Source organism: Pleomorphomonas sp. JP5, assembly GCF_023721815.1.
Taxonomy (GTDB): domain Bacteria; phylum Pseudomonadota; class Alphaproteobacteria; order Rhizobiales; family Pleomorphomonadaceae; genus Pleomorphomonas.
Window position 1 is genome coordinate 671,027 of the sequence record NZ_JAMDLI010000008.1, and the last position, 17,967, is coordinate 688,993.

Below are 17,967 nucleotides of genomic sequence, written 5' to 3' on the forward strand. Positions count from 1 at the left end.
CACTAATACGTATAACAAGACTATGGGCGGAAACAAACCCATGAAACGTCCCACGCAGAAAGATGTCGCCAAGCTGGCGGGCGTCTCGCAGGCGGCTGTATCCATGGTGCTGAGCGGGACCGGTGCACCGACGGTGTCGCCCGACACCTGGACGCGCATCACCGAGGCTGCGAAGGCGCTGGGTTACGCGCCGAACCGTTTTGCGCAGGCGCTCAAGACGCGCCGAACGATGACCATCGCCTGCATCGTCCCCGACATCACCAACCCGTTCTATCCCGTGCTGATCCGTGGTGTGCAGGCTGTGGCGCAAGAGGGCGCCTACGATGTCATCACCGTCAACACCGACGGCGACCCCGCTCGCGAGCGACACTTCCTCGACTGGGCGCACCAGGGCCGGGTCGACGGGGTCATCGGCGTGTTCTTTACGCTCAGGGCGACAGACTTCCGCTCGCTCGTCGAGGCTGGCGTCCCGGTGGTCCGCATCGAGTCGGCCTGCAAGAAAGGCGGCGACATCGCCATCGACGACATCTTCGTCGATAGCCGCGCGGCTTCCCATGCGGTTGTCAACTATCTCGTCGGCCGGGGCCATCGTCGCATTGCCATGCTGGCCGGCACCGGCGGCCCGCAGCGCGTTCGGGTCGAGGGCTATCGCGAGGCCATGTCGGCCGCCGGCATGGACGCCTCCGTCACCATCACGGACGCGTTTAGCGAGGAGGCAGGCTTCGCCGCGGCGCAGTCCATTCTCGAAAGCGGCTACGGTCCGACCGCCATCTTCGCGGCCAATGACCTGATGGCGATCGGGGTCATGCGGGCTTTGCGCGATCGGGGACTCAGAATTCCAGACGACGTGGCCGTGGTTGGCTTCGACGACATCTCACCCGCAAGTCTGGTGTCGCCGCCGCTCACCACCGTCAGTCAGTTTCAGGCGCGGATGGGCGAGTTGGCGGCCAAGGCCCTGCTTCAACGGCTCCGCGGCCTCAGCCCAGCGCATGGCACCACGGAAGAGGTTCGCTTCAAGCTGATCGAACGCGCATCGGCTTGAAAGTCGTCGCTCGCCACGTGAAGGCGCGTGGAGGCGTTCGACCCGAGGAGTTGCCCGTCCGGTCTTGGCTGACGGGAGGCGGCCGGCGCCTAAGCCGGCCGAGAGAGGAACCGGCTCCAGCGATCGATGAAATCGAGACAGCAAGCGCGACGAGCCGGAGAGAACAACAAGGTGGAGGACACAATGGATAGACGGACATTTCTCACAGGAAGCCTGGGCGCATCTCTCGTTCCCTTCATGAGCCGCTTTGCCTTCGCCGCCGGCAAGCCGGTGTCGTGGTGGTATGAAAGCGCCGCGCCTGCGCAGCAGGAGGCTATCGCCAAGGTGCTGGTCGCAGGCTTCAATGCCGCCCATCCCGACTACAACCTGGCGATCGACTACCGTGGTTCCGAGCTCGACAAGCAGATGCGCGTGGCGCTCCTGTCCGGAAGCGGACCGGACGTCGTCTATACCGCCGGCCCGAGCTATGTGGCCCCGATGGCCCGCGCCGGGCAGTTGCTGGCGCTCGACGACTACGCGGAGAAGCTCGGCTGGAACAAGCGAATCCTGCCGGTGTTCCTTGAGATGGGCAAGTACGACGGCAAGCTCTACGCCGTGCCCAAGACCTACGAGACGCTCGGCCTGTTCTACAACAAGGCCGTTCTCGAGAAAAACGGCTGGAAGGCGCCGACGACGATTGCCGAGATGGAAGCCCTGGCCGACGAGGCGCTCAAGGCCAAGCTCGTTCCCTTCGCTTCCGGCAATGCCGGCTGGCGCGGCAACAACGAGCATTACGTCACCATCGTCTTCAACTCGATCGCTGGGCCGGAGAACGTCTACAAGGCGCTGACGGGCGAAATCCCCTGGACCGCGGAACCCTTTGTGGCGGCGATCAACAAGTTGAACGACTGGTGGCAGAAGGGCTACTTCGGGCCGGACTATTTCTCGCTCGAAACCGAACAGTTCTTCGCCCAGATGGCCGCTGGCCGTTCGCCGATGCTGCCGAGCGGCACCTGGCACTTCCAGTACATCCAGTCCTATTTCAAGGACAACGCCGACCAGTGCGGTTTCGTCGGCTTCCCGAGCGCCGATGGGCTCGGCGGCCCGGTTTATGCCCTGGGCGTCGGCTCGACCCTGTCGATTTCGGCGGCCTCGCAAAATCCGGATGGAGCGGCTGCTGCCATCGACTACGTGTTCTCGCCGGAGTTCTACGGCGCCATGAACTCCGTCTGGCAGGGTGAGTGGAACACGCCGCTGGTCGACCTCAGCATGGTCAAGATCAGCGATTCCGTGCCGCCTCTCTATGCCGAGACCATGAAGACGCTGGCGGACTCGGTCGCCAAGAACCAGTACGGCTATACGTCCTGGACCTTCCTGCCGCCGGCCACCGACACCCAGCTGATCAACGGCATTGAAGAGGTTTGGCTCGGCCGCGCGACCGTCGCCGACTATCTCGCCCAGCTCGACGCCGCCTTCCAGCAGGAAAAGGCCGAAGGCAAGGTGCCGGCCGTACCGGCGCGCTGACCCCTCGCACGACGGATGGAAGCGGCCGGCCGGCCGCTTCCGCTCGCCGGAGACCTTAAGCATGCATCGCCTCTACTTGGTTCCGACGTTGCTCATCAACGTCGTCATCATCTTCGTTCCCGCCGCATTGACCATAGCGCTCGCCTTTTGCCGCTGGGACGGCATCGGCATGCCGGTGTTCGTCGGCCTCGCCAACTTCCGCCAGCTCATGGCCGATCGCGTCTTCTGGATGGCGCTTGGCAACAACGTGATCTGGACGGCGATCTTCCTGACCGTGCCGATCGCCATGGGCCTGCTGGCCGCCACCATGATGCTGATCGCCCGTCGCGGCAGCGCCTTCTTCCAGGTCATCTACTTCCTGCCGATGGTGATCGCCACCGCCATCACCGCCCGCGTCTGGCAGGGCATGATCTACTCGCCGCTGACCGGCATCGCCGGCCTCGTCACGCGCGCCGGCTTCCCCGTACCCAACCCACTGACCCAACCCGCCACCGCCCTCTACGGCATCGCCGTCGTCGATCTTTGGCACTGGTGGGGCTTTCTCTGCGTCATCTTCTTTGCGGCCCTGCGACAGGTGCCGCAGGAACAGATCGAAGCCGCCCGCATAGAAGGTGCGAGCTTCTGGCAGATGCTGCGCTACGTGCTGCTGCCCGGAATCCGGCCGACCATCACGCTGATGATGATCATGACCATCATCTGGTCGTTCCTGGTGTTCGACTTCGTCTACATCCTGACCCAGGGCGGCCCGGCTTTCTCGAGCGAGGTTCTCTCGACGCTTGCCTATCGCAGCGCCTTCTACGATCTCGCCGTCGGCAAGGCCGCCGCCGTGGCCGTTGTGATCAGCCTGTTCGGCCTTGCGACCACCGCCGTCTACATCCGCCTGCAGGCGAAGGAGTTCGACCAATGAGGCTGATCGAAAGCCGCACAACCTTCGTCCTCACCTACACGGCGTTGGCGATCCTCCTGTTGATCACACTGTTCCCGATCGCGCTTCTGGTGCTGAACTCTCTGAAGCCAGCAACGCAGATCGTTCAGAGTCCCCTTTCCTGGCCGGAAGTCTACCGCTGGGATAACTTCGTGCGCGCCTGGAACGACGCCCGCTTCGGCACCACGATGCTCAACTCGGCGCTGCTGGCTGCGCTGACCATCGTGCTCGTCTGCTCCACCGGCTCGCTCACCGCCTACGTGCTGGCCCGCTGCAAGATCAAGAGCTGGAAGATCGTCACCTTCTACCTTCTCGCCACCACCACGGCGCCGATCCAGTTGTTCCTGTTCCCGCTCTACTTCGGCTTTGCCAAGCTCGGGCTCATCAACAACGTCTTCGCAGTGTCGCTGATCTACACGGCGATCTACTCACCCTTCGCGGTGATGCTGCTCAGGACCTACTTTCTCGCTGTTCCCAAGGAGCTGGAAGAAGCGGCTCTGATCGACGGCGCCACCCACTGGCAAGTGTTTTCAAAGGTGATGCTGCCGATCGTCTCGCCCGGCATTCTCACCGTGGCGCTGATCATCGGGCTCTATTCCTGGAACGAGTTCCTGATCGCCACCACGTTCCTGCAGCGGACCGACCGGCTGACCGCCGTCGTCTCCTTCTTCCTGCTGTCCGGCCAGTACACCTCGGACTGGGGGGAGATCATGGCCGCCGCGCTCATCATCGTGACACCGGTGATCGTCCTGTTCGTCGCCCTGCAGCGCCGCTTCATCGAAGGCATGGCCGGCGGATCGGTCAAAGGCTGATCCCGGCGTTCCCGCAAACCTACCGGAGAGTTCCGATGTCCCTTCCCTCCGACTATCTCGAGCGCGTCTATGCCGGCGTCCTCGGCAAGCTGATCGGCGTCTACCTCGGCCGCCCCTTCGAGGGCTGGACCTATGCCAAGATCATGGAGAAGCTCGGCCCCATCGACTATTACGTTCATGAGAGGCTCGGCCAGCATCTCGTCGTCACCGACGACGACGTCGCCGGCACTTTCACCTTCCTGCGGGCGCTTGAGGACTACGGCGTCTCGCCCGACCTCTCATCCGAAGATATCGGCAAATCCTGGCTCAACTATCTGATCGAGCACCGATCCATCCTGTGGTGGGGTGGCAATGGCAACTCGACCGAGCATACTGCCTGGCTCAATCTCAAGCGTGGCATCTCGGCGCCTGCATCCGGCTCGATCGCCACCAATGGCGTCACGGTGGCCGAGCAGATCGGCGCCCAGATCTTTATCGACGGCTGGGCCATGGTGGCTCCGGGTAAGCCCGAGCTCGCCGCCCGGCTGGCTCGCGCCGCGGGGCAGGTCAGCCACGATGGCGAGTCCGTCCACGCCGCCGCGCTCTGGGCGGCGATGGAGGCGGAAGCCTTCGTTTCGAAGGACATCGATCATCTGATCGATACCGGCCTCTCGGTCATCCCTCGGGATTGCCTGATCGCCCGACTGATCGCCGACATCCGCCGGTGGCACGCCGAGAACCCCGATTGGCTGACGACGCGACAGCTCATCCAGAACACCTACGGCTACGACAAGTTCCCCGGCAACTGCCACGTCGTGCCCAACCATGCCCTGATGATCATGGCGATCCTCTACGCGCCGCACGACTTCCAGGCGGCGCAGCGCATCGTCAATACCGCCGGCTGGGATACCGACTGCAACGCCGGCAACGTCGGCTGCCTCAGCGGCCTGATGCTCGGCCTCGACGGCATCGAAGCCGGCCCCGACTGGCGCGGTCCGGTCGCCGACCGTCTGCTGATCTCCTCGGCCGACGGCGGCAACGGCATCAACGACGCCGTGCGCATCGCCTACTATGTCGCCAATCTCGGTCGGCAGCTGGCCGGCGAGGCGCCCCTTCCCCTACCCAAGGATGGCGCCCGCTTCCACTTCTCGCTACCGGGCAGCGTTCAGGGCTTCCGGCCTCACATGAGGACGAACGCCAACCCAGGGCTGCGGGTCGGCAACTGCGCCCTGGGCGCAAGCCGGGCGCTGGACATAGCCTACACGGCTCTGGCGCCGGGTCAGGTCGCAGCCGCGACGACGCCGACCTTCGCGCCGCCCGCCGTCACGGAAATGCGCACCTATGAGCTGATGGCGACGCCAACCGTCTATCCCGGCCAGACGGTGCGTGCCCGCGTGGTCGCGCCCAAGAACAACTCGGGTGCCGTCGATGTGCGCCTGACACTGAAGGTATTCGGCGAGAAGGACCGTCTCGTCGATGTCGACGGCAAGCCGGCGCAGCTGGCGCCGGGTGCCGAGACGGTGCTCGAATGGCGCGTTCCGGAGTTCGACGGCCAGCCGATCGGTGAGATCGGCATCGCCATCACCACCCAGGCGCAAAGGGCCGACGGTCACGTGCTGGTCGACTGGTTGCGCTGGGATGGCGCGCCGGAGGTCACGCTGCGCCGGCCAAAGGCGGACAGCGACTTCTGGCGCATGGCCTGGGTCAATGGCGTCAGCTTCTTTTCCAAGCTGTTCCCGCCGAGCTTCCGCATTTCCCAGGCCGTTGGCGAAGGCATGGTCAGTCACGGCACGCGGGAGTGGACCGACTACACGGTGAAGACCGACCTCACGGTTCATCTCGGCGGCTACGGCGGCCTTGCGGTACGCGTTCAGGGCCTCCGTCGCTATTACGGCATCCGCCTCGTTCGCGACGGCCGGCTGCAGATCGTCAAGGTGCGCGACGAGGCCGTATCGGTGCTCGCCGAGACGCCGTTCGACTTCGCCTTTGAAAAGGCGGTGCCGATGGAGGTGCGCGTTAGCGGTAGCACCATCTCCGCCGTAGTCGAAGGCACGCGCCTCGAAGCCCGCGACGACAGCGACACCACTCTTGCCGATGGCGGCATCGGACTCGTCATTCATGAAGGCGCGCTGTCGACCGATAGCGTGGCCGTATCGGCCGCCTGAGACCGAACAGGGAGAAGAAAAATGGCATCGGTCTCGATCCAAGAGGCGGTCAAGAACTACGGCGCCGCCAAGGTGATCCACGGCGTGTCCGTCGACATAGCCGATGGTGAGTTCGTGGTGTTGGTCGGTCCGTCCGGTTGCGGCAAGTCGACGCTGCTCCGGATGATCGCCGGTCTCGAGGACATCTCGGGCGGCACCATTTCCATCGGCGGCCAGGTGGTCAACGACCTGCCGCCCAAGGCGCGCGACATATCCATGGTGTTCCAGAACTACGCCCTCTATCCGCACATGACGGTGGCGCAGAACATGGCTTTCTCGCTGACGCTGGCCAAGGCGCCCACTGCCGAGAAGGACCAGAAGGTCAAGGCCGCAGCCGAGATCCTTGGCCTCACACCGCTGCTCGACCGCTACCCGCGTCAGCTCTCGGGCGGCCAACGTCAGCGCGTCGCCATGGGCAGGTCGATCGTCCGGAACCCGCAGGTGTTCCTGTTCGACGAGCCGCTCTCCAACCTCGACGCCAAGCTGCGCGTTTCCATGCGCGCGGAGATCAAGGCGCTGCACCGGCGGCTCGGCACCACCACCGTCTACGTCACGCATGACCAGGTGGAGGCAATGACGCTTGCCGACCGTATCGTCGTCATGCAGGCCGGCCGCGTCGAACAGGCCGGCGCACCGATCGAGCTCTACGATCGGCCAGAGAACACCTTCGTCGCCCAGTTCATCGGCTCCCCCTCGATGAACATCCTCCCAGGGCGGCGTCAGGGAAGCGGTGTCGTGCTCGACAACGGCGGCGCGGTCGCCGCTTCCCTTCCAATCGGCATCGAAGAGGGGCGACACATTCTGGTCGGCAAACGACCAGAGAACGTCCGCCTTACGGACGTCGGCGGCCTGCCGGCCACCGTCAAGGTGGTCGAGCCGACAGGATCGGAGACCTATGCGGTGTTCGACGTTGGCGGCGAGGAAGTGGTCGGACTGTTCCGGGATCGCGTCGACCTGCGCGAGCAGCAGGCAGTCCGTCTGTCGTTCGACGACGGTCCGCTCCATCTGTTCGACGCCGAGACGAAACGCCGTCTTCCCGACTGATCGAACCCCGGCGGATCGCAGCAATCAGTCGATCCGCCGGTATTCTCTGGTTATAGCCGCCAACCGGTCTCCGCGTCGAAGAAGGAAGCCTTCTGAACATCGATGGTGACGGGGAAGGTGCGATCCGCCTCGCAACTGTCGTCCTGCCCAACGAGATGCGACAGGCTGACCCCATCGAAGGTGGACCAAGCCAGGATGTTGCTACCCATCGGCTCGACCAGCGACACTTGGCCTTCAATGGCCGCCGCCGATCCGTTGGCGGGAAGGATGTGCTCCGGACGGAGTCCTAGCACGACCTTCCGGCTGCTTTCGATGTTCTGGGCAAAGGGATAGCGGCTGACATCCAGCCGGAAATCGCCGGCTATGAAGAACCGGCTTTCTCCTTCCGAGACGAGCCGCCCCTCGACCTTGTTCATGGCCGGCGAGCCGAGGAAGCTGCCGACGAATTCGTTGGCCGGCTTGTTGTAGACGTTGAGCGGTGTGTCGAGCTGCTGGATGATGCCATCCTTCATGACCGCGATGCGATCGGCCAGCGTCAGCGCCTCGATCTGGTCGTGGGTCACGTAGATCATGGTCGACTTCAGCGTTTTGTGCAGCTTCTTGATCTCAAGGCGCAGCTCGGCACGAAGCTTGGCATCAAGGTTGGACAGCGGCTCATCGAACAGGAAGATGTCGGCGTCGCGTACCAGTGCGCGGCCGATGGCGACGCGTTGACGTTGGCCACCCGACAATGCCGACGGCTTGCGATCGAGCAAGTGGTCGATCTGCAGAAGTTCGGACGCCCACTTCACCTTCTTCTCGATGGTGGCGCGATCGATGCCGGCGATGCGCAGCCCGAAGGACAGGTTTCGCTCGACGCTCATGGTCGGATAGAGCGCGTAGGACTGGAAGACCATGCCGATGCCGCGATCCTTGGGGTCAGTCCAGGTGACGTCCTTGTCGTTGAAGAAAATGCTGCCGCCGCTGACGTCGGTCAGGCCGCCGATCGCGTTGAGGAGCGTCGACTTGCCGCAGCCGGACGGCCCGAGCAGGACAAGGAACTCACCATCCTTTATCGTCAGGTCGAGTTTCTTGACGATCGGCACGTTGCCGTAGCTGATGTCGATGTTCTGGAGGGAAACGGAACTCATGAATTACCCCTTCACGGCACCGGAGGCGATGCCGCGCACGAACCAGCGGCCGGACACCAGGTAGACGGTGAGCGGAACCAGCGAGGTGAGCACGGTTGCCGCCATGTTGACGTTGTAGGCACGCTCGCCGGTGGTGGTGTTGACGATGTTGTTGAGCTGGACGGTCATCGGCAGGTTGTCGCGTCCCGCGAAGACGAGGCCGAGCAGGAAGTCGTTCCAGATCGCCGTTACCTGCATGATCACGGCAACGATGGCGATCGGAACCGACATCGGCAGGATGATCGAGAAGAAGATTTTCCAGAAGCCCGCACCATCGATGCGCGCCGCCTTGAACAGCTCGAGTGGCAAACCCGAATAATAGTTGCGGAACAGCAGCGTCATCACTGGCATGCCGAAGATGATGTGCGTGATGACGATGGCAGGCAGCGATCCGTAGATGCCGGTCTTGGCGTAGAAGCGCACCAGCGGGTAGATGAACACCTGATAGGGAACGAACGAGCCCAGCAGCAGGCAGGCGAACAGGACGTTGGCGCCCCTCACTTTCCAGAAGGACAGCGCGTAGCCGTTGAGGGCGCCGAGCAGAATGGAGAGGACGACGCTCGGCACAAGGATCTTCACCGAGTTGCCGAAGCCGACTTGGAGCCCCGTACACTCGAGACCGGTGCAGGCCGATGTCCAGGCCTTGACCCAGGCGTCGATGCTGAACTGCTGCGGCAGCGAGAAGATCAGGCCGAGGCGGACTTCATCCATGCTCTTGAACGATGTGACGAGCATCACATAGAGCGGCAGCAGGAAGAATAGCGCCAACACGCCGAGAAAGGCGTAAATGCCGACGCGCCCCCAGACCTCATGGTAGGTGAGCGGACGCTTGGTGGTGGCCGACTTTGCCTGGGACATCACGACGCCCTCCCGCTCTTCCGGAAGTATTGGGAGTAGATGACGGGCGCCATGACCAGCAGCACAGTCACAAGCATCACTGTCGAGGCCGCCGTGGCGAGGCCGATGTTGGCCCGTTCGAACAGGTTGTCCATGATGAACTTGGCCGGCACTTCGCTGGCCGTGCCGGGGCCACCATTGGTCATCGCGACAACGACGTCGTACATCTTGACGATGCTGATCGACAGAAGAACCAGCGACGTGATGATCATCGGCCTGAGCATCGGCAGGACGATCGAAACATAGACGCGCCAGGCCGGAATCCCGTCGATGCGCGTCGCCTTCCAGATCTCGGTATCGACGCCGCGCAGTCCGGCCAGGATCAGCGCCATGACCAGCCCGGAGCCGTGCCAGACGGTCGCCAGGATGATGGCGTAGAGCACCATCTGCGGATTGACCACCCAATCGAGGACGAAGCCGGAAAAGCCGAGACCATGCATGGTGTGCTGGATGCCCAGGTCCGGGTTGAGGATCCACTGCCAGATGAGGCCGGCCACCACGAAGGACATGGCGTAAGGATAGAGGAACACCGTGCGGAACAGGCTTTCGGCGCGAACGTTCTGGTCGATGAAGATCGCCAGGAGACAGCCGAGCACGAAGCAGATCAGCAGGAAGAAAAAGGCGATGATGGCCAGATTGCCGAGCGAGGTCTGCCACCGCGACGTGTCGAACAGCGTGACATACTGGGCAAAGCCGACGAAGTCGTTCCGGGGAAGAAGCTTCGAGCTTGAAAACGATAGCCGGACCGACCAGGCCATGGTGCCGAGATAGGCGAAGATGACGACGGCGGCCATCGGTAGCAGGGCGATGTAGGCAACTATGTTGCGCTTCACATGCCGAGTGAGATCAGCTCCCACTTGTTCCTCCCGTGTTGCTGGCGGGAAGGCGGAACACCGCCTTCCCGCGCTCTTGAGGCAGGATCAGCCTCTCAGGGCCTTGTCGAACCGGTCGATCGCCTGATCGACGGTCATCGGCGTGTTCCAGAGCTCGGTGACGATGTCCTGCACCGAGCCATAGACGAACTCTTCCATCATCTGGGAAGCGTCAGGCGCCTGGCGGGCAGGGTCGGACATGATCTTCATGCCGAGCTGGGCGCAAGCATCGAGGCTCGACACATCGACGTCGGCGCGGATCGGGATCGAGCCCTTGAGGTTGTTGAACTTCACCTGGACGTCGGGATTGGTCATGATCTCGACGAGAAGATGCTGGGCCTTGATCTGTTCGGCATTGTCGGTCTTGGGGAAGACGAAGACGTCACCGCCAAGGACATAGGGCGAGTCGGGGCGGAGACCCGGAATGCAGCCGTAGTCCTTGCCGATTTCCTTGTTGGCCTGCTTGAACTCGCCCTTGGCCCAGTCACCCATCACCTGGAAACCGGCTTCGTTCTTGATCAGAAGCGCAGTGGTATCGTTCCAGTTGCGGCCCGGCGAGGCCTGATCGACATAGGGCTTGAGGCTGATGAAGGTCTCGACGACCTTGCGGAACTCCGGCGAGCGGATCGCCGCCTCGTCCTTGTCGCCGTAGACCGACTTCCACAGCTTGCCGCCGCCGACGTTGGTCAGCACCGCCGAGAACAGCGAGTTTTCCTGCCAACGCTGGCCACCGAGGGCGAGCGGGGTGATGCCGGCCGCCTTGAGCTTGTCGAGAGCGGCGAAGAACTCATCCATGGTTTCCGGCGGCTTCTCGACGCCGGCCTTGTCGAGCGCGGCAGACGAGTACCAGATCCACAAGGGCATGTGGATGTTCACCGGCGCGGCGTAGTACTTTCCATCGACCTTGACCGCCTTGATGATCGGCTCGGGCAGAACCTTGTCCCAGTTGTTCTGGGTGGCAACGGCATCGATGTCGTTGAGAAGCCCCTCGCCGATGATCTCGTGATACTGGCGCGAGGTGTTGAACAGCGCGGCCGTCGAGGGATCTCCGCCGATGATGCGGTTGATCGCGGCACTGCGAGCCGCCGAGCCACCGGCGACGGCATTGTCGACCCATTCGCCACCGGCCGCGTTGAAGGCATCGGCAAACACCGAGATGGCAGCGGACTCGCCGCCAGACGTCCACCAGTGAATGACTTCGGCCTTCAGCGGCTCCTCTGCCCTCGCGACTCCCGTCGCGGCCAAAATCGCGATCGCCGACACGGCGACCATCTGCTTCATTCCGATCATGGTTCCTCCCATACGGGTAACGCCAAGGCGATCCGACCGGCCCGACCTTGGATGACAACGGCTCCTGATCCAAAAGTGGGATCGGTTCCATTTTTGAACTGAGAGGCTTGATTTTGTCAATGCGCCTTGCAAGAAAAGCAGGGCAGGAGAAATGCGCAATCGGTGAGTTTTGATTTTCAGCCATTTAAAAACAAAAGGATAACTGATACTGTGCCAAAGGTCTGGGTGATCGGAGATCCGAAATGGCGACGGTAAAGGACGTGGCGAAGCTGGCCGGGGTGGGGTCCGGGACTGTTTCGAGGTACATTTCTGGAACCGGTTCCGTTTCGCTCAAGTCGGCCGAGAAAATCGCCCGCGCCATCGAGCAGCTCAACTACCGGCCAAACAGCATGGCACGGTCGCTATCGTCGCGCCGATCCGACCTCATCGGCGTCTGGGTGCCCTCGCTCGAGGGGCCCTACTACCACATGATGATCCGCACCATCGAAAGCGCGCTTCGTCGTCAGGGCAAGCACATGATCCTCGCCAACGCCGAGGACGCGCAGTCGAACGAAGATCGCCTCGCCCATCTGGACTACCTCATCAACCGCGACTGCGACGGCATCCTGATTTCCAGCTCTCTGCAAAGCGAGTTCGAGCTGGCGAAGTATGCCGAGAAGTTCCCCAACCTCGTCGTGATCAACCACCGGACCGACGAGTTGGCCGGGCGGTCCTTCTCGATCGATCATGACCTTGGCGGACGACTGGCGGCCCGACATCTCGTCGAACTCGGGCACACGCGGATCGCGACGATCACAGGACGGCTGTCCGCACAGGACGCGCGACAACGCCACGTCGCTTTCCTGGACGAAATGGCGAGGCTCGGCTACCCGGTATCTCCGAGCAGAATCATCGAGGGCGCCTTTTCCTACGCTGGCGGAGAGGGTGCCGTCGCGGCGCTGATGGCGTCGAACGCGGACTACTCGGCCATTTTCTGCGGCAACGACAAAGTTGCGCTCGTACTCATCGCGGAGCTGCACAAGCGAGGCATTTCCGTGCCTGGGGATGTCTCCGTTCTCGGCTATGACGACGTTGACTTCGCACCGTTCACGGCGCCGGCGCTCAGCACGATCCACGCCCCGATCGAAGAGATGAGCCAGTCGGCCTGCCACCAGCTCCTCAACCTCACCTACGGCCTCGACCTGCCCTATCAGGAGCGTTTCGAACCGTCACTTTCCCTCCGGCAGTCAACCGGGCCCGCTCGCCCCTGAACGTCCGCCGATCACTTCCCATCCGAGAAACAGCGATGCCATCCTTCATCGACAACGGAACCCGGTTTACCCTGGAAGATCCGACACTTGCCCCCAATGCCGCCGGCTACCTGTGGAATCGGCGGATGATGATCCAGATGAACAGCCGCGGCTACGCCGTGAGCCAGTACATGGATCCGGAGCCGCGCAAATACGCTCATCCCCCGATCATCCCGGCACCGACATTCATGCTGCCGGAGCAGACCTATTATCCCAATCATCCCGGCCGCTTCTTCTACGTCCGCGACAACGATACCGGGGGGCTGTTTTCCGCACCTTACGAGCCGGTACGAGCCCAGCTCGACAGCTTCGCCTTCGAGCCAGGGCTTTCCGATATCCGCTGGCTGATCGAGAAGGATGACGTGCGGGTCGAACTCGGTCTTGTCCTGCCGGTGGACGACGTCGCCGAAGTCTGGACGGTGAAGCTGACCAACCTCTCGGCCGCGCCGAAGCGCCTCACCTTCGTCCCCTTCTTCCCGGTCGGCTTCATGTCGTGGATGAACATGGGCGGGCATTTCGACGCCGGCCTCAACGCGGTGGTCTGCACCTCCATCACGCCCTACCAGAAGATCGAACAGTACTTCAAAAACCAGCACTTGAAGGACATGACCTTCCTTGCCGCCGATCGGCATCCGGACCATTTCGAGGTGGCGCAGCAGGCCTTCGAAGGCGAAGGCGGGCTGCAGGCCCCCTCGGCGCTCGCCGACGGCGGTCACCTTGGCGACGGCGAGGCGTATTACGAGATCCCGGCCTGCGTCATGCAGTGGGATCTGACGATCGCAGGCGGTGAAAGCGAAGCCTTCCGCTTCGTGTTCGGCCCGGCGAAGAACGAAGCGGAAATCGCGGAGCTACGCCGGAAGTACCTGGATGGCGACATCGAGGCGATCCGGAGCGCAGCCCACGCCTATGTCGTGGAGGCCGGGCGCAGCTGTCTTGAGATCCGGTCGCCGGATGAAACCTTCAACCACGTCGTCAATCACTGGCTGCCGCGTCAAGCGTTTTACCATGGCGACACCAACCGCCTGACCACCGACCCGCAGACACGCAACTATCTGCAGGACGCGCTCGGGATGCTGTTCATCCGGCCGGACACGGCGCGCGATGTCATCCGTCATGCCGTGAGCCAGCAACACGCCAGCGGCAAGATGCCGGACGGCATCCTGCTGAGGCCAGATGCCGAACTGAAGTACATCAATCAGGTACCCCATACCGACCACGGCGTCTGGCTGGTGATCGCCGTCAAGGCCTACCTGGACGAAACGGGCGACCGGTCCATCCTGGACGAGATGGTCGCCTGGACCGACGACCCCACGCCGGCCAGCATCCGCGAGCACGTGACGCGCGCCTTGCGCTTCCTCGCCGCCGCCGTCGATGAGCGGGGGTTGCCCTACATCGAGCAGGGCGACTGGTGCGACCCGATGAACATGGTGGGCTACAAGGGCAAGGGCATCTCCGGCTGGCTCGCCGAGGCGTCGAGCTACGCCATGTCGCTCTGGGCCGAGGTCTGCGACGCCGAGGGAGACCAGACGACCGCCGACTGGTTGAAGACGGAAGCGGGCGCGCTCGTCTCGCGGATCAACCGCCACCTCTGGGATGGCGACTGGTACGGCCGAGGCATTACCGACGACGGCGTGGTCTTCGGCATTTCGACCGACAGGGAAGGCCGCATTTTCCTCAACGCGCAGAGCTGGGCCTTCCTCTGCGGCGCCACCGACGACGACCGGAAGGCACGCATGCTCAAGGCGATCGACGAGCAACTGGTGACGCCCTACGGGGTCGAGATTCAGGCGCCGTCGTTCACAGCCATGCGGGAAGACGTTGGCCGTCTGACCCAGAAATGGCCCGGCGTGGCGGAGAATGGCGCCGTCTACAACCACGCCGCCGCCTTCTACGCCGCCTCGCTCTATCACATCGGCGAGGGCGACCGGGGCTTCAGCGTGCTGCGTGCCATGATCACCAACCCTGATCCGGAAGATATCGCCGCGCGCGGGCAGTTGCCGGTCTACATCCCCAACTACTATCGCGGAGCCTATCGCCAGTTTCCGCGCACCGCCGGTCGCTCCAGCAACCTGTTCAACACCGGAACCATCGGCTGGGTCTACCGCACCGTGGTCGAGCAGCTCTGTGGCGTGCGCGGCCATGGCGAGGGCGCGGTGATCGCGCCGCAGGTGCCGTCGTCCTGGCAGAACCTGACGTTCACCCGACGTCTGCGCGGCGCGACCTTCAACGTCGACTTCGTCCGCGAGGATGGCCTTGCCGAACAGGTGGTTGAACTCGACGGCCAACGCCTTGACGGCGGAAAGCTCGCCGCCATCGAGGCTGGCCGGGTCTACGACGTCAAGGTGAGAAGCCCTCGCTGAGTTCGGGAAAGAGGACGCAATGATCGTTGTCGTCATGGGCGTGTCGGGTAGCGGAAAAACAACGGTCGGCGGATTGCTGGCGGAGCGGATGGGCTGCGGCTTCTCCGACGCCGACGATTTCCATCCGGCCGCCAACGTCGAGAAGATGCGGGCCGGCGTTCCGCTGACCGACGATGACCGCTGGCCCTGGTTGAGGGCCTTGCGACAGGCCATCGATGGCTGGCAGGCCGACGGGCGAAGCCGCGTCATCGCTTGTTCGGCCCTGAAGGCGGCCTATCGCGACCTGCTGTCGCCGCGCGACGACGTGGTCTTCGTTTATCTCAAGGGCAGCGCCGAGACCATTGCCGGCAGACTCCGTGCCCGCAAGGGACACTACATGAACCCCGACCTGCTGGAGAGCCAGTTCGCGGCTCTGGAAGAGCCGGCCGGCGCCATTTCCGTCGACATCGCGCCGCCCGCGACGACCGTGGCCGACAACATCATGGCCCGGCTCACCGCGCTCGGGCTCGAGCAGGAAAAGAGGCAAGCATGACCGTTCGCTCCACCATCGCCGACGTCACCGAGCGCATCGAGAAGCGTAGTCGGGCGAGCCGAACCGCTTATCTCGATGGTCTGGAAAGATCCCTCGATGCAATCCGCGCCGCCGGCCCGGCTCGTCGGCGTCTGCCCTGTTCCAACCTTGCGCATGGGTTCGCGGCATGCCCTGCCGACGACAAGCAGCGCCTTGCCGGTGGCGAGGCAGTCAATCTCGGAATCGTCACCACCTACAACGACATGCTTTCGGCGCATCGCCCCTACGAGCGCTATCCGGAGCTGATCCGCGAGGAAGCGCGTCGGCTCGGCGCCGTCGCAGAGGTCGCCGGTGGGGCTCCCGCCATGTGCGACGGCATCACGCAGGGGCGAACGGGCATGGAGTTCAGCCTGTTCTCGCGCGATGTCATCGCCATGTCGACGGGCGTCGCGCTGTCGCATGACATGTTCGACGCCGCGCTGATGCTGGGCATCTGCGACAAGATCGTCCCGGGTCTCGTCATGGGCGCCCTGGCATTCGGACATCTGCCGACGATGTTCATCCCGTCCGGTCCGATGCCGAGCGGCCTCGGCAACGCCGAGAAGAACGCAGTAAGGCAGGCCAATGCCGCCGGCACGGCAACCGAAGCCGATCTGCTCGAGGCCGAGTCGAAGTCCTACCACGCGCCCGGCACCTGCACCTTCTATGGCACCGCCAACACCAACCAGATGCTGATGGAGATCATGGGCCTGATGCTGCCGGGCTCGGCCTTCGTGGCGCCCGACACGCCTCTACGTGACGCTTTGACCCGAGCCGCCGTAGCGCGTGCCATAGCCATCGCGGGCACGGGGGAGAACAGCCTGCCGATCGGCCGGATGCTCGACGCCCGGTCCTTCGTCAATGGCATCGTCGGCCTGTGCGCCACCGGCGGATCGACCAACCTGACCATCCACCTGATCGCCATGGCGCGCGCCGCCGGCCTCGTCGTCGACTGGGACGACTTCTCCGCTCTTTCAGGGGCGACGCCACTGTTGGTGCGCGCCTATCCGAACGGCAAGGCGGACGTCAACGGCTTCCGCGATGCCGGCGGCGTTCCCTTCCTGGTCCGGGAACTGCGCGGCGCCGGCCTGCTGCACGACGACGCCCTCACTATTCTAGGACAAGGCCTTGCCGCCTATGAGCGCACGCCTGAGCTCGATGCCGACGGCGAACTGGTGTTTGCCGAAACGCCGTTGGCCAGCGGCGACGAGACCGTCATTCGCGCGATCGGCTCGCCTTTCCAGCCAACGGGCGGAATCACGCTTCTTACCGGCAATCTCGGACGTGCGGTGATCAAGTCGTCCGCTGTCGCCACCGCGCACCAGGCGGTTGAGGCGCCTGCGTGCGTCTTCGCCTCCCAGGAAGACTTCCTTGCCGCCTTCAAGGCCGGACTCGACGAAGATTTCGTCGCCATCGTCCGGTTCCAGGGGCCACAGGCCAACGGCATGCCCGAGCTGCATAAACTGACCCCGGCGCTCGGCCTGTTGCAGGATCGCGGCCGCAAGGTGGCTCTCGTCACCGACGGGCGCATGTCAGGTGCCTCCGGCAAGGTGCCGGCAGCCATCCATGTGACGCCTGAGGCGTCGCGCGGCGGTCCCATCGGTCGCGTCCAAGATGGCGATCTGGTCAGGCTCGACGTGGCGACCGGCCGCCTTGACGTGCTCGTCCCCCTTGAAGAGTGGGAGACTCGCCGGCAAGCCATGGCGGAGCCCGGCATCGAAAGCAGCGACAGGCGCCTGTTCGGCGTGCTGCGGAGGGCCGTCGGTACGGCCGAAGAGGGGGCGACGGCTCTCGGCTGAAAGACAGCACGGCGAACAATCCCGGTTCTTGTCGGGCTGCCGCGCGGCGGCCTGTCGCGACCTGTTGACCTCAGGCGTCCAAGATGGAGCCTTTCAAGATCGGCAACACGTTCGCTTTGGGACCAACCAGACACGTCGCCAGACCGAAGCGACGGTGGGCGCTGGCTTCCTCCGGCTGGCCTGATACCCGAAGGTGCCCCTTGTCGGAGCGCGCATCAGCTGTAAGGTAGGT

General features: G+C 63.7%; 14 protein-coding genes. 10 read left to right on the forward strand and 4 right to left on the reverse strand.

The window, feature by feature from the left end:
* Positions 1-40 precede the first annotated feature (40 nt).
* The 6 genes from M4J40_RS14400 to M4J40_RS14425 all read left to right on the forward strand — a co-directional run bounded on the left by M4J40_RS14400 (position 41) and on the right by M4J40_RS14425 (position 7,509).
* Positions 41-1,042 (forward strand): LacI family DNA-binding transcriptional regulator, encoded by a 1,002-nt coding sequence (locus tag M4J40_RS14400; protein WP_251754862.1) that lies wholly within the window; start codon positions 41-43, stop codon positions 1,040-1,042.
* A 183-nt stretch (positions 1,043-1,225) separates the two neighbouring features.
* A complete protein-coding gene (locus M4J40_RS14405) occupies positions 1,226-2,545 on the forward strand; it encodes an ABC transporter substrate-binding protein (RefSeq protein ID WP_251754864.1) in 1,320 nt (439 codons plus the stop codon).
* Between the two features lie 61 nt (positions 2,546-2,606).
* Entirely contained in the window at positions 2,607-3,452 is an 846-nt protein-coding gene (locus M4J40_RS14410) for a carbohydrate ABC transporter permease (protein WP_251754865.1), read from the forward strand.
* Positions 3,449-4,282, forward strand: a complete 834-nt coding sequence (locus M4J40_RS14415) for a carbohydrate ABC transporter permease (RefSeq protein WP_251754867.1) — start codon at positions 3,449-3,451, stop codon at positions 4,280-4,282. The genes M4J40_RS14410 and M4J40_RS14415 overlap by 4 nt, the downstream gene beginning before the upstream one ends.
* Positions 4,283-4,317: 35 nt before the next feature.
* Positions 4,318-6,426 (forward strand): ADP-ribosylglycohydrolase family protein, encoded by a 2,109-nt coding sequence (locus tag M4J40_RS14420; RefSeq protein ID WP_251754868.1) that lies wholly within the window; start codon positions 4,318-4,320, stop codon positions 6,424-6,426.
* Between the two features lie 21 nt (positions 6,427-6,447).
* Positions 6,448-7,509 carry an ABC transporter ATP-binding protein gene (locus M4J40_RS14425; protein WP_251754870.1) on the forward strand — a complete coding sequence of 354 codons (1,062 nt, stop codon included), beginning with the start codon at positions 6,448-6,450 and terminating at the stop codon, positions 7,507-7,509.
* A 50-nt stretch (positions 7,510-7,559) separates the two neighbouring features.
* Here M4J40_RS14425 and M4J40_RS14430 read toward each other — a convergent pair whose 3' ends face one another.
* The 4 genes from M4J40_RS14430 to M4J40_RS14445 all read right to left on the reverse strand — a co-directional run bounded on the left by M4J40_RS14430 (position 7,560) and on the right by M4J40_RS14445 (position 11,737).
* The gene (locus tag M4J40_RS14430; protein ID WP_251754871.1) at positions 7,560-8,639 is read right to left on the reverse strand and encodes an ABC transporter ATP-binding protein; all 1,080 of its coding nucleotides are present in this window, start codon (positions 8,637-8,639) and stop codon (positions 7,560-7,562) included.
* A gap of 3 nt (positions 8,640-8,642) precedes the next feature.
* On the reverse strand, positions 8,643-9,536 hold the full coding sequence (locus M4J40_RS14435; RefSeq protein WP_251754873.1) for a carbohydrate ABC transporter permease: 894 nt from the start codon (positions 9,534-9,536) through the stop codon (positions 8,643-8,645).
* The gene (locus M4J40_RS14440) at positions 9,536-10,369 is read right to left on the reverse strand and encodes a carbohydrate ABC transporter permease (RefSeq protein ID WP_251755610.1); all 834 of its coding nucleotides are present in this window, start codon (positions 10,367-10,369) and stop codon (positions 9,536-9,538) included. The genes M4J40_RS14435 and M4J40_RS14440 overlap by 1 nt, the downstream gene beginning before the upstream one ends.
* Positions 10,370-10,495: 126 nt before the next feature.
* Positions 10,496-11,737 (reverse strand): ABC transporter substrate-binding protein, encoded by a 1,242-nt coding sequence (locus tag M4J40_RS14445; RefSeq protein WP_251754875.1) that lies wholly within the window; start codon positions 11,735-11,737, stop codon positions 10,496-10,498.
* A gap of 242 nt (positions 11,738-11,979) precedes the next feature.
* On the opposite strand from M4J40_RS14445, the gene M4J40_RS14450 reads away from it, so the two are divergent.
* Genes M4J40_RS14450 through edd form a run of 4 tightly spaced genes read left to right on the forward strand, consistent with a single transcriptional unit; the run spans position 11,980 to position 17,735 of the window.
* On the forward strand, positions 11,980-12,987 hold the full coding sequence (locus M4J40_RS14450) for a LacI family DNA-binding transcriptional regulator (RefSeq protein ID WP_251754876.1): 1,008 nt from the start codon (positions 11,980-11,982) through the stop codon (positions 12,985-12,987).
* A gap of 35 nt (positions 12,988-13,022) precedes the next feature.
* Complete coding sequence (locus M4J40_RS14455) at positions 13,023-15,386, forward strand: GH36-type glycosyl hydrolase domain-containing protein (protein ID WP_251754878.1); 2,364 nt, start codon at positions 13,023-13,025, stop codon at positions 15,384-15,386.
* Positions 15,387-15,405: 19 nt separating this feature from the next.
* Entirely contained in the window at positions 15,406-15,918 is a 513-nt protein-coding gene (locus tag M4J40_RS14460) for a gluconokinase (protein ID WP_251754879.1), read from the forward strand.
* Complete coding sequence (gene edd / locus M4J40_RS14465; RefSeq protein WP_251754881.1) at positions 15,915-17,735, forward strand: phosphogluconate dehydratase; 1,821 nt, start codon at positions 15,915-15,917, stop codon at positions 17,733-17,735. The genes M4J40_RS14460 and edd overlap by 4 nt, the downstream gene beginning before the upstream one ends.
* The last annotated feature ends 232 nt before the right edge of the window (positions 17,736-17,967 follow it).